Below are 13,574 nucleotides of genomic sequence, written 5' to 3'. Positions count from 1 at the left end.
CCTCAATTTACGAGCGAGTTTAGGAAATTGCCTGTATCTTATTGGGCATATCGTGAAGAGATCGTGAAGAAATGTGATTTTATGAAAATTTTAATTGTAGATGACAACCATAACGTCTCGGAGACGATTGCAGACTATCTTGAGCTAGAAGGCATGATTATCGATTGTGCGTTTCATGGAGAGGCTGCGATTAAGTTAATCGAGGAAAATCATTACGATGTAATCATCATGGATATCATGATGCCGAAGCTCGATGGCATCAGTACGGTACAGAAGCTTCGACAAGATAAGTTATGTGGAACGCCAATTCTCTTCCTAACGGCAAAAGATACGCTAGAGGACAAAATCGCGGCTTTTAAAGCGGGGGGAGATGATTATTTAATGAAGCCATTTGCGATGGAAGAGCTCAGTTTGCGTGTTCATGCTTTGGCTAATCGTGGTCCAAGACAAGATATCGGAACGCTCAAATTTGCAGATATTTGTTTAGATGCGCGGACAGGAAAAGTAACGAGAAAAGACAAAGAAATTAAGCTGAGTCGAATTCAAACTAAAATTTTAAAATTGCTCCTCCAACGTGCTCCAGCAGCGGTCTCGCGCACAGAAGTGATCGATAGTGTGTGGGGAGACGAACCACCCGGAAGTGATGCACTTCGTAGCCATATTTACGGTTTAAGAACCGCGCTAGACAAAGGTTTTGAAGAATCACGATTAGAGACTATTCATGGACAAGGTTACCGACTTAAAGCATAACGAATATCCAAGCATTTATCGCAAGATCCGTTGGGGTTTTGGGGTCATGACGTTTGTGATGTTTACTCTTTTTTGGTCGCTGATTTATGTGGCAGAAAACAAACTGGAAGTGCTGAGTTTACATCACTGGCTAGATACTGAAGCTGCGCTTTATAGTGAGAATTTCGAGAAACAGGGCTGGGATGCGCCATTGCCAAACGTATTGGAATTCAACTCATATTGGAGTGAAGCACCGACACCCGATTGGTTGCTCTCTTTTACTTCACCTGGTTTTTACGAATACCTGCTTGGTGAAGAAGACAAACACTTTGTTGTATTGAACCACCCCTCAGGGAAGGGGCTTATGTACATTGTATTTCAAGATGACTCCGATGATTACTTGGACGAATACGAAAGCTCGCTGCATCAGTTTACGCTGCTGCTCGGTGGTTTGTTTTCATTTGTCATGGTTGGGTATGGCATTTACATGGTTCGAATATTGTCTCGGCCATTAGCGCAAATTGAAGACAAAATTAGCCAAATGTCACCGGATCAACCCGCTTTCCAAGTTGAAACTAAGTTCAGCGAAACACGCCAGATAGAGCAGACTTTGCTGGATAATAAGAACGATATCGCGGGCTATTTCAAACGAGAACAAGAATTTAGTCGTTTTGCATCACATGAGTTGAGAACGCCAATTATGGTGATAAAAGGCTCAACAGACATTCTGACGCGTATTCCTGATCAACCTCGAATTGCGCAAAAAGCCATCACGAGGATGCAGTCAGCTTGTGACGAGATGCGTGTACTGACAGAAGCGTTTCTCTTACTTGGTAAAGAGAAAATAGAGCCTCAGCATTACGGAGAGCATCAGCTTCTCACTTGTTTACAAAAACAGTTGGAAGAGCTAGCTCCTTTATTTGCCAAGCAAGATTCGAATTACGCTTTGCACGAACAACATAGTGGTGTAGTGAAGGCACCAGAGAGTTTTGTGGCCATTGTTATCAACAATCTGATTAAAAACGCCTTTAGCTATAGTGTGGGAGATATTGAAATTGAGTTGAAAGGTCATGCGCTTAAGATCCTAAATCGTCACGATGGCAACGAGACGTACAACGCTGGTTATGGTTGTGGGCTTGTTATCGTACAACGAATATGTGAACGGATGGGATGGGCGTTAGTACTGGACGATGATGGTGTTCGATTTAGTGCAAAAGTGGAGTTCTGCTCTTAGCTTTGCGCGTATTGATTCAAGTGAGAATTAACGCTCTGGATTTTTCTTGTCGTACGCATCTAACCCGTAGTCAAACAAGAAAAAACTGGAATTTGAATTAGACTGAAGTTAGTGAAGCGGAAACTCGAGGAACCGTTATGCTCTCTTATCAGGTCAGCCGAAGTATTGAAATTAATAAGAATCAAAGTGAAATTATTGGCTATCTCAAGAACTTCAATAACTGGCCCAGCTGGTCACCATGGATCATTCTTGAACCAAGCTGCGAGCTGACATTCAGTGATAATCAGGGCCACGTTGGAGCTGGTTATCAATGGAATGGTCAGCGTATTGGGACTGGCGCGATTGTACTGGAAAGTACTCAAGAGCATCGATTAGATATGGAGCTGCATTTCTTTCGCCCAATCAAGAGCCATGGAAAGGTGACTCTAATCGTGACGCCGTCACAAAATGGCTGTTTAGTCGAATGGCAAATGCAATCTCGCGTCCCTTGGTATCTGTTCTTTCTGAAAAGTATGTTTAAGTCGATGATAGAGATGGATTATCAACGTGGGTTACGCATGCTTAAAAGTAAGCTTGAAACCGGACGAGTGCATTCAGACTTAGCCGAAATTGGTAACCGAACGTTGCCTCAAATTCATTACATTGGGATCAAGGGTGTGGCTAGCTTGCAGGAATTAGGTTCGGTAATTGAGAAGCATGTTCAGCAACTAGAACAGTTAATTAGTGACGAAACCCTATCCGTGAATGGTGAATTGTTTTGTTATTACCAGTCGATGGATATGCAGAAAGGTACATTCGAGTTTATCACTTGCTTTCCTCTTCATAACTCAGTACCAGCGCCTCAAGGGGCGGTTACCGGTACCATTCCTGAGAGTGAAATATTTGTCGTTGAACACCGAGGTGAATATCAGTTTTTGGGAAATGCATGGGCTTTAGCGATGAACTTGGTTCGTCAGAGTGGTATGAAAGTCAAAACCAGTCCTTTAGGAATCGAACGCTATCTGAATAGCCCGAAGGAAACCACGGAAGAAGAGCTAAGAACGGAAATTATTTTGTTTAAGAAATGACAGGCGCAGGCGAGTAGGGTGTTTAGGTATCATACTGGTTATGCGAAATGTTATTAAAGAATAATAGCCCATCTGTTCCTACCCATAAAAATGCCTCAGCAATCGCTGAGGCATGGTTTTACAGGCCAACTTCTCTTGTTAGAGAATTATTGTGCACGGTATTTACCGCTGTTTAGTTCAATTTTAGACGCTTTTACCCGGCTGTCTGCGTTTAGGTAGTCGCTAATACTTAGCAGATCTTGATCTTGAGATGCTTTTAACACCGCTGATTCCCCCTCTGCGAAGATAACTTCTAATTTTAACTCTTTGGCGACTGCTTTCGCTTCGTTAGGATTGTTTACGGTGATATAAACTAGTCCTGTGGCTTTGGATACGTTACTAAACGCATTCTTAAACACCTCATCACCCGCTTGAAGTTTTACGTCTTCAGATAGGGTTCTAACAGTGCCAGTTTGCACTTTTCGATAATCTTGGCCATTAATCTCAACCGCTTCTGATGGCACAAACAGTTCTGGTGCAGGTTGTTGAGAGAGCTGTTGCTCAGCGTATACACTCGACGTCATGATAACGAGAGCCAGCATAGAAAATGATTTGTATTTCATGTTATTGACTCCTTAGTGTCCAAATATGCGCATCGACCAGTTCTTAATAACACCGGGCTGAGCGTTGTTTGCCATCGGAACGTCATAGATGGTGGAAGAGTTGAAATATGCAATGTAAGAATAGACTTCATCGCCGTTCGTATCTATTGCTCGCAACGTCCATTCGCCTTTTGCATCTTCGCCATAAAATTGGTTAGACAACATTAATTGATCTTTGTAGCCTGTAATCGTTGGATCAAGAGATTGACCAACAAGACCATTGCGCGGTGTTTGCAAAACGGAACGAGTCCCTGATGGCGAAATGAGCTCGATAGCTAAGTCGGGCAGACGAGCGTGGTCCAATGTCAATGTCACCTGAACGGATTCTACTGTCAGCTCATCGGCAATGGCGATACTTGAAGAACCACCAACTAGACTTGCATCGGGTACACTTACTTCTGTAGCGTTATGAACCCATGGCGTAATGCTTTGAGCTGGTAAAACACGATTCGTCATGCGAGCACGTTGCATCGCTTCATCTAAATCTACAGCGCCGAAGCCATAAAAAGTATGGAAATCTACGCCTGCTGCGTTTTTTTGCCAAGGGGCAATGGCCTCGTAGCTAACCTGTTCACCTTTATGGTTAGTAAATTCAAGCTGTACGCCTGGATGCGCTTTATCCGTTACTTTTGCTGTCTCCGCTAGTAAAGCACGTACATCACGAGCAGAAAGTGCGTGGTTGGTTGACATGATTGCCGCGATGGCACCCGATGTGTTTGGCGCAGCCGATGAGGTTCCGTTCATCGTACTGGTATAGTTACAGTTCGGATCGAGCTCCGTTCCGCCGTGTAACCCATTAATGCCAAGGCCTTCACTGGTATTTTGCCCTTCTTCACAACCCATTAAATCAGTGGTGACCATAGCAGGGAAATCTTGCCCATATTCACCTGCTGGTGCTGCAACCCACACGTTCGAACCCACCGATGAGTAACTCGCTCGCGTACCATCCGCTCGTAGTGCACTAGTGACTAAATTGAAGTAATTGGCGTTATCATAAGACTGAGCAGAGTTGTGCATCGGTAAGCCTTGATTGTCTCCACCAGCAAAGAAGTTACTTGGCAATACGAAGAATCGCCCTGCATTGAAATAGCGGTAACCATTACCTGCTGACTTTACAAATACAGCACCTCGACCCCAGGCGTTACTGTTGCTGACGTTTTTCATCACGTCCATTTCAAGTTTTAGCTGAGGGTCGCTTTCATCAAAAGTAATCGGGTTTATAGGGCTGAAACCGTAACTTTGGTTAAATACGCGAACATCGCGTGTTGCTGGGTCCATGCCATGGGAGATTAACCAGCCTTCTAATGTCTGGTTGGCTAACCAGTTAAAACCGATGAGGGAAGAGTGAGAAGCGACACCGCGTCCGCCTTCACCGTTGTTGCCGACGGCGCTAATCAAACCGGCTACAGCAGTGCCATGACCATTAGTATCAACCGGATAACTTGGTGGGAATGAAGAGTCTTCGACGAAGTTTCTGCTACCTGTAACTATATTACCTGCAAGGTCGGGGTGATCGATCTGCACTCCAGAATCAATAACGGCAACTTTCACACCAACACCTGCAATCCCCATTGCCTGAGTGAGCTTAGTGTTTAAGTCGTTCCCAGCAACAGCAGGATTAGCCGCAAACGCAGTTTGCCCCGTGTTGTCTAAGTGCCATTGTTCAGAATAGAGTGGATCAAACGCCGAGACGGCAGGTGCAATGCCTACTGCCAACATAGCAGCAAATAGGCGATTAATGCGTATTTCCATTTTTGACCTCATGTCTTTGTTTGGAATTTTTTAGTTCCTGTTTCATATTCCGCTAACAGGAACAAACAAAGCTAACGACAAAGAATAAGGACGAAAACCATTTACAACTTGTTTACATTAAAAGTTCGATGGACAACATAAGTCTTTGTTAATTTACTGAAACCATGAGGTTTTTATATGTCGCATCGAGCATGCATGAAAAGTGAAAAGCAGAAAATACGAGTGTACCGTCTGCTTCAAGAGGGGAGTTATTTAGTTGAAGCGGGTTGAATAGTTGCTATTGGTTTCTTAGGTTCGGCTTTTTCTTTAGGCAGCACGTTATCAATCCACTTTTTAATGTACAACTTATCGAATTCTTTATCACACCACTTTTTGTTTAATCCACGTCGATTGAACTCAGCACCAATCGCCACTTTGGTTTGGTTGGTTGCACGGTTGTAGTAGAGAGTTTCACATAGTTGAGTGTTACTCATTTGCTGGGCATATACATTGACACTGCTGCTGCGCATTCCCAGTTGAGATGCTTGCTGATTACTGCACGCCATAAGAAATAGAGGCGCAAAAGTAATAATGATTAGATTTTTTTTCATGTGTGCTTTTTTATGATGTAGGGTGAATGATGAACTGGTTTCTGCCAGCTTGCTTCGCATCATACAAAGCTTGGTCTGCCAAGAAAAACCACTGATCCCATTCTTGTTTAATTATTTGTGCCGACAGTTTGTCCACTGCTCCAAGGGAAATTGTCGCGCTTAATGGTTTAGAGTCAACCACCAATGGCGTGTTTTCAACAGTATATCTCAATCGCTCCAAAAACTTAGCGCAATCTTCAACTCGCTGTACTTCGAATAATAGGACAAACTCTTCTCCACCCCAACGAATGAGTAGGTCACCAGAGCGAGTGGATTCATTAAATAGCGTGGCAATATGAGTCAGCATTTTATCGCCAATATCGTGTCCATATTGATCATTAAAGGTTTTAAAATGATCAACATCTAAAACTGCTAAGGCAAATGTTCTATCTGGGCTTCTACGAGCCATTTTGTCCAACCAAATGTGAAGATAGCGACGGTTATGCAGTTGAGTTAATGGATCGGTAGTATTTTCTTGAGTGAGTGCTTTATTAATACGTCTAACGCGCAGTACGTAACGAAAACCAACGACTCCAATTGCCGCAATAGCGATAAAGTAGAACATTTCTCGATAGCGCTGTGAACGCAGCTCAGAGGCTTGTAGCGCATTTTTTGTTTCTAGCAATTTGAGTTCTTTCTGGGCTAACTTAGCTTCGAGGTCAAACTTAATGTTAATCATCTCTTCACCATGAATATGATGAGAAAACTCAGCCTCTAGCTCTCTTAATTGGGTTAAATAATGAAAAGCCGCTTCATAGTCATTAAGAATTTGATGAGCGTTTACCAGTACCGAAAGCATATCAATACGCTGACGCAGCTCTAATTCACTGGTTGATTTGGTTTGTTCTAGAACGTTAAGTGCTGTTGTAATAGCTTTATCGTATTGTTTGTTTGCGAGGTAAGCCTCTGCAAATGCCTCGTAACAAGACGTTTTTAGCATTTCTAGATTTTTTGGAATGGGCAGGTCAACGCAACGCTGTGCGACCATTAATGCATCATCAATTTTTCCTACCGAGCTCAACATTTGTGAAAAGCTGGATAAAGAGTGGTGCTTGACTGTGTCAGACCCCGTTTGCATTGAAAGTCGAATGGCTTCATTGAAATAATATTCCGCTTTTTTGTTATCTCCGAGGCTCGAGTGAACGATGCTAAGGTTTGCGTAGATAACCCCCATAAAAAAGCTATTATCGTATTGATATTCGCTCTCTAGGTAAGTGTCGAGAGCTTGCGTTAGGTAACTGTTGGCCCGAGCCCAATCTGATGCGTCGATGTAGACCGTCCCAATGTTGTTCAGTGTCATCGCGACTTGTATTTCAAACACTGTTTTTTCTAATAACTCATAGGCATTGCGATAATATTTTAGGCCACTGCGTAGTTGATTTCGAGATACTTCTAGATTGCCTAACCAGCGGTAAGCACGGCCTTCTAATGCTAGATAACCAAGATCACGGGCTGTAGAAACAACGTCATGGAGTAACAATTCTGCGTTCCAGTTATCGTCTTGCTCAATCATTGTTACAGCCTTATTGAGCTGTGCTTCAGCGACGACCCATTCCAAATGGTGCTTTTTACCGAATTCGATTAAATCGGGCATATCTTTCGGTAATGGAACACCTTCGTAACGCTTAAGGTACTTTCGTGCAAAGTAATACAGAGCAAGAGACTCTGCTGATGCATTCTGTGGCGTATTTAACTCATCTTTTTGAATTGATCGCGGCTTACCCATCGAGCGAAAGTAGAGTTTTAACATGGGCTTGCTTTCTGCTGAAATGTGTTCTTCCAGATAAGCTTGCTTTTCGGTACTCGCCAGTACGTTGGTCGGATGCAAGAAAAGTCCAAGTGCAGTACAAAGTGCGCAAGCCAGTTTTTTAATTGAGAAGTGCATGAGCGTATTAATAAAATGTGATCTCTTAGCCGAATACCAGTTAAGTCTACCATTTCTTGTTGGTTAAGTGCGGATGGATTCCCAGTGGTAAAGTGTTTTGGGAGTGAGAGACGAGAAGGCTCTCTATAATATTATGATTTATAAAACAAAATCTATTGAAAACTTATGCAATGATTAGACGATGGTATAGACAAGGTAACGATGACAGGTAGGCGAGCATATTGGGTGGACTCAATCTAATGATTCAAGCCGCGGATTCATCGCTCAAAATCATGGCGAAGTGTAAAAAATTACGTTTCTGTCATAAATATTTAATGTTTGTATGGGTTGTTAAAAAACTGGATATTAGACATAGTGTTATTAAGCCAATAAAAAATGGCTTTTATAATAAATAGGAGATTAACTATGCATAATGAAATGATTCAACCTTCGCACTTCGGTATTATCGGCCGGACCTGCATCGCTTCAGTACTTATGATTGCGGGTGTTTTCGCTCTTATTTAAGAGTCAAGGGTAACGATGATTACCTTTTAAAGAGTAAGAAAATTCAGGGAATCACCTTAACCTTGTGTAAGGTATTCCCCTGAAAATCCAAGCTAGTCTTTAGTTATTAGCTGAAGAAGCTAAAAATCAATGCACTTACCGCCACAATGCCTGCTGCTAGAACAAAGTAAGTAGAGACATTTCCTCGATATTGTTTCATCGCCTCGATTTTATACACCGCTAACATTGGCATAATAAATAAGATCATTGCAATAACAGGCCCTGACAATGCTTCCATCATACCAAGAATACTTGGGTTCATGATCGCCGCCGCCCAGATTGAGAAGAACAGTGCTGCCACGCTGATACGATCAACACGCTTCTCAGATAGGTTAAAATGCTTGGTAATTAAACCATTTAAGCTTTCACGCGCACCTAAAAAATGCCCAAGGAAAGATGAAGTGATAGCAACAAACGCTACTAAAGGACCAAGTGTTGCAATAAATGGATTATCGGTTGCGTTCGCTAAGTAAGACAATACGGATACGTTTTGTTCTTTTGCTTGAGCCAATTGTTCAGGTGACAGTGTTAGCACACAGGAAAATACAAAAATAAGAACAAAGGCAATAAGCATGATGCTAGTGCGACGAAGAATAACTTCGGATTTGGCATCTGCCTGCTTACCATAATGGCGACGTTGTACATTTGCAAAGCTTGAAATTGCAGCTGCGTGACTAAACGAGAAAATCACTACAGGAACTGCTAACCACATAGTGCTAGCAAAAGCTGACGCTTCTGGCACATCCATGACAGGCATGGTCCAGTTCGGTATTAAGTAAAATGATAGAAAGGCAAGAATGGCAACAAGTGGGAACACCATAATAGCAAAGGCCCGTAGCATTACTTTTTCACCCGCCATCATAATAGCAATTAGTGCAAACACTAGTACGCCAGAAAGCAAAGGTCTAGGTAAAGAAGCCATATCAGCCTGATTTACCATGAAGCTATCTACTGTGTTTGTTATTCCAACACCATATATCAACAGGATCGGGAAGATCGAAAGAAAATACAGCAGTGAAATAGAACGGCCTGCTTTTGCGCCGAAGTGCTCTTCCACTACATCAGTGAAGTCTGCGTTTTTGATCTTAGAAGATAGTACAAAACGAGCTAAGCCACGGTGCGCAAGATAGGTCATTGGAAAAGCAAGTACTGCCATCGCGACTAAAGGCCAAAAACCACCAATCCCAAGGTTAATTGGCAGAAACAGGATGCCTGCGCCAACGGCTGTTCCAAATAGGCTAAGAACCCAATGTGTATCATGTTTTGACCAAGCTGTGGTTGTGTTTATTTCACTAGGATTTAAGGCATTTCGAGATTCTTTCACTTTAAAACTCGCTTTTATAAAAATAATAATGCTGAAAATGGTAAAGGTTTTAGTGTTTATTATCACACGCGAAGCTTGGTGAATAATGCTGTGAATTTGGGGTGGTTGTAAATTATCCAACTATGAATTTTTCAATAAACCAGAATAAAGTTCTTAAATTTAATGTGTTTAATGGTTGTATGTGTTGAAATTTTCATCTTGTGTGGTTTTTGATTTTGCGGTTAAAACTTAATCACGGATGTATGTTCTAAGTGAGTTAGGCCTAATTTTCAGGAAGAATATTACATTTCTTAAGCACTTAATTGAGATGTTTGTGTCCCGTCATTTAGATGAGATTTAGGTATACTGCTGCCATTCATGTTAAAGAAGGAGTCATTGAATGGACATCTTGTCTGCGCAAAAAGAGGACTTATTTGCCATATATAAGCTCGAAAATACTTTATTTGGAGAACACGCCTATCCTCAATTTTTCTTTCGGCAAGCTTTTGATTGTTGGGGAGAGAGTTTACTGGTAGCAAAAGAGGGAGAGCAGGTCGCAGGGTATATATTGCTAACGACTAGCACAAATGCACATCAATATTGGATCATGTCATTGGCCGTCGATATTCAACATAGAGGTAAAGGTATTGCGCGTTCCCTCCTAGAAAACGTTATTGCGCCGTTGAAGTTAGGCTCAAGCGTGAAATTGACTGTCGATCCTAAGAACCAACCTGCATTGTCTTTATACCTCTCCCTTGGCTTTAAAACGTTAGAAGAAGAAGCGCATTATTTTGGTGACGAAGAATCCAGGTTAGTCATGGAATTAGTAAAGTAATTCTGCACGATAATGACCGAAATTTGCACACAATCAGTGCGTAGCATTACGTTGCTATAATTGGTTTTAAGCTAACCTTTTGTATAGTAAAGGTTTTTAATCTTGGCACCTCACTTGCTTTACATAAACGTTCATCGATAACTCGATGCGCCGCTCTCAATAGCAGGCGAGAGCGGTATAGGGTATTACTTTTTGAAAATGTACTAACAGCGTTAAAGGCATTGCTGCCTCTCTCGATTCGGGAGAGGCTTTTTTTTGCTAGTAAGTTGGGCTGAATCGCACTGGAGGTGTTATGTCGCAAGGATGCAAAAAAACCACTTGTCCCTATTGTGGTGTTGGATGTGGTGTCGAGGTCAATGCGAAAGGAATCGTTGGGGATGCGTGTCATCCTGCAAATGCGGGCTCACTGTGCGTAAAGGGTGTCGCGTTGGCAGAGAGCTTGAATATGCCTTCGCGCTTGCTGTATCCAAAGCTTGTCACCAAGCAGCGACCTCAAGGGCAAGAAGTGCAATGGCAACAAGCCACGGATCTGATTGCAGAAAAGATTCATCAAGCGAAAGCAGAGTTTGGACCGGAATCCGTCGCGATGTACGTGTCAGGCCAGTTGTTGACGGAAGACTACTATGTCGCCAACAAACTCATGAAAGGCTATGTTGGCAGCGCAAACATCGATACGAACTCCCGTTTGTGTATGTCTTCGGCGGTTGCGGCTCATGTACGAGCATTTGGTGAAGATGTCGTTCCCGTCAATTACGACGATATTGATAAGACTGAGCTATTGATAATTTGCGGTGCTAATACCGCTTGGACGCATCCTGTTTTATTCCGACGTATTCAACAAGCGAGAGAAAGCAATCCTAACCTCAAGCTGGTGGTCATTGACCCGCGTGAAACGGTCACCGCGCAGCAAGCCGATTTGCATCTACCGATTAAAAACGATGGGGATGTATCACTTTTTAATGGGCTGCTTAAGTTTCTTATTGAGCAGCAATGCGTTGATTCTCAATACATAAATTCCTATACCGACGGGTTTGATGCGCTTGCAGAAGAAGCTTCTGATTTGCGTTACGATGTCACTAATCTAACGTCTTCCATTGGGATTTCAGAAGAAAAACTCACGACATTCTTCCAATGGTTTGCACAAAGCCCAACCGCAATCACGTTGTTTTGCCAAGGGGTTAACCAAGCCGAAAATGGTGTCGATAAAGGCAATGCCATTATTAATGCACATTTGGCGACAGGTAAAATTGCTAAGTCAGGTTGTGGTCCGTTTTCTATTACAGGTCAGCCGAATGCGATGGGTGGGCGAGAAGTCGGTGGATTGGCCAATCAGTTAGCGGTTCATCGTGCTTTTGACGCAGAGTCTATCAAGCAAGTGCAGGCGTTCTGGGATTCACCAGAAATTGCCACTCAGCCCGGTTTAAAAGCCGTTGAACTGTTTGAGGCGGTAGAACGTGATGAGATTAAAGTTCTGTGGATCATGGCAACCAATCCTGTTGTCTCTTTGCCAGATAACCAATTGGTAAAACGAGCACTAGAGATTTGTCCGTTTGTGATTGTTTCCGATATCACAGCGGATTCGGATGTTGCGCATTACGCGGACCTATTGCTGCCCGCCGCTGGTTGGGGGGAGAAGCAAGGCATGGTGACCAACTCTGAGCGTCGACTTTCAAGGCAGCGCCAGTTTCAAACGCCTCCGGGTGAAGCAAAATCAGATTGGTGGGCGATAAGCCAAGTCGGACAAGCTCTGTGTGCATTGGAAAAGACACAAAATGGTTTTGCATTTACTTCTGAGCGGGCGGTATTCAGGGAATATGCGGCTATGACAGGCATGAATGCAGATTCACCTTTGAAGCTAGATCTTTCTCAATACGCGAACTTAACCGAGCAAGAATACGAAGAGTGGGTACCGACACAATGGGGAGGAGAGCGTCCTTTTTCTGATGGAATCTATTCGCACCCAGATGGAAAAGCGCGTTTTGTCGTGACCAGTGAATCTCCAACACGTTTAGAGAGAACAAAAGGCTGGTGGCTCAATACGGGTAGGCAACGCGACCAATGGCATACCATGACGCGCACAGGGCATATCGTACACCTTGCCGCCTCTGAGTTAGAACCAACCGTGTACATGAACACACTCTCTGCCACTCAAAATTGCTTAAAAGCAGGACAACTCACCAAGCTGTTTCAGCCTACTTCAAACACCGTTATATATGCCAAAGTTGCCATTGATGAAGGTTTGGGTTTTCAGGAGCTGTTTATGTCAATGCACTGGGCGGGTCGATATGGCGGTGAAAGCAGTGTTAACGCGATAGTAAACAGCGCAAAAGACCCTATTTCCGGACAGCCTGCGTTTAAGTCGTCTTATGTTGAAGTGCAAGATGCGGCGGTAAAAACCTACGGTATGTTCATTGGTACACAGTTTGATTCCGGTAAATTTCTCTACAGCGCATTTCAAGCAGAAAGCAATTTGGGCATTTGGCGCTTTGCACACGATAAGCGACCAAAGAAGCAGAGTTTTTGTCGAACGGAAAAGAGCCGCAGAATTACGATAGATATTGCCCAAGGTTGGCTAGCCGCGGATTACGACCTTGTTGGAGACGTTCGTATCATTCGCTCTGTTTTGGTGGTGTCTAGTGAACCGATTCAAACCGACTACACCAACTTTACCGGCTTGATTGGCAAACCGATGGAGCTATCGCAACTGCTTACCATCACTCAATCGCAAAGCAGTGCCAAACTGGTTTGTAGTTGTTTCCGGGTTACTGATAAACAAATACATGACGCGATGGAGAAGCAAGACTGCACTTCACTGACTCAACTTCAAAACAAACTCAAATGCGGCACTAACTGTGGCTCGTGCGTTTCTCAAATCAAACAAATGGTCGACAGCCATCAGCATCAAAAGGGCAAACAGCAAGCGAACCAGCAAAGTTTGGCTATTCAAATAAAGTAA

The 13,574-nt window shown here is 43.2% G+C and carries 10 protein-coding genes; 5 read left to right on the top strand and 5 right to left on the bottom strand.

Annotated elements, in window-relative coordinates; genetic code table 11:
- The first annotated feature begins 81 nt into the window (after nt 1-81).
- The 3 genes from R7Q11_RS06355 to R7Q11_RS06345 all read left to right on the top strand — a co-directional run bounded on the left by R7Q11_RS06355 (nt 82) and on the right by R7Q11_RS06345 (nt 3,030).
- Nucleotides 82-750 (top strand): response regulator transcription factor, encoded by a 669-nt coding sequence (locus R7Q11_RS06355; protein ID WP_017820242.1) that lies wholly within the window; start codon nt 82-84, stop codon nt 748-750.
- Nucleotides 722-1,963, top strand: coding sequence for a sensor histidine kinase (locus R7Q11_RS06350; protein ID WP_186585245.1), 1,242 nt, complete (start codon nt 722-724; stop codon nt 1,961-1,963). The genes R7Q11_RS06355 and R7Q11_RS06350 overlap by 29 nt, the downstream gene beginning before the upstream one ends.
- Nucleotides 1,964-2,100: 137 nt before the next feature.
- A complete protein-coding gene (locus R7Q11_RS06345; RefSeq protein WP_225466294.1) occupies nt 2,101-3,030 on the top strand; it encodes an SRPBCC family protein in 930 nt (309 codons plus the stop codon).
- Between the two features lie 146 nt (nt 3,031-3,176).
- Here R7Q11_RS06345 and R7Q11_RS06340 read toward each other — a convergent pair whose 3' ends face one another.
- From R7Q11_RS06340 to R7Q11_RS06320, 5 genes are all read right to left on the bottom strand, one after another.
- The gene (locus tag R7Q11_RS06340; protein ID WP_025767689.1) at nt 3,177-3,632 is read right to left on the bottom strand and encodes a hypothetical protein; all 456 of its coding nucleotides are present in this window, start codon (nt 3,630-3,632) and stop codon (nt 3,177-3,179) included.
- A gap of 12 nt (nt 3,633-3,644) precedes the next feature.
- Nucleotides 3,645-5,423: a S8 family peptidase gene (locus R7Q11_RS06335; RefSeq protein WP_225466293.1), complete on the bottom strand. Its 1,779-nt coding sequence runs from the start codon at nt 5,421-5,423 to the stop codon at nt 3,645-3,647.
- A 248-nt stretch (nt 5,424-5,671) separates the two neighbouring features.
- Nucleotides 5,672-6,013, bottom strand: a complete 342-nt coding sequence (locus R7Q11_RS06330; RefSeq protein WP_025767691.1) for a hypothetical protein — start codon at nt 6,011-6,013, stop codon at nt 5,672-5,674.
- Nucleotides 6,014-6,023: 10 nt separating this feature from the next.
- On the bottom strand, nt 6,024-7,937 hold the full coding sequence (locus tag R7Q11_RS06325) for a tetratricopeptide repeat-containing diguanylate cyclase (protein WP_225466292.1): 1,914 nt from the start codon (nt 7,935-7,937) through the stop codon (nt 6,024-6,026).
- A gap of 610 nt (nt 7,938-8,547) precedes the next feature.
- Nucleotides 8,548-9,804 (bottom strand): aromatic amino acid transport family protein, encoded by a 1,257-nt coding sequence (locus R7Q11_RS06320; protein ID WP_005375868.1) that lies wholly within the window; start codon nt 9,802-9,804, stop codon nt 8,548-8,550.
- Nucleotides 9,805-10,183: 379 nt separating this feature from the next.
- Between R7Q11_RS06320 and R7Q11_RS06315 the strand changes: the two genes are divergently transcribed.
- Both R7Q11_RS06315 and R7Q11_RS06310 read left to right on the top strand, forming a co-directional pair.
- The gene (locus R7Q11_RS06315; RefSeq protein WP_031781129.1) at nt 10,184-10,618 is read left to right on the top strand and encodes a GNAT family N-acetyltransferase; all 435 of its coding nucleotides are present in this window, start codon (nt 10,184-10,186) and stop codon (nt 10,616-10,618) included.
- Between the two features lie 292 nt (nt 10,619-10,910).
- Complete coding sequence (locus R7Q11_RS06310; protein WP_132936406.1) at nt 10,911-13,574, top strand: nitrate reductase; 2,664 nt, start codon at nt 10,911-10,913, stop codon at nt 13,572-13,574.

The organism is Vibrio sp. 970 (assembly GCF_033339075.1).
The sequence above is the reverse complement of the archived record's forward strand: the minus strand, read 5'-3'. Positions and strand labels throughout refer to the sequence as shown.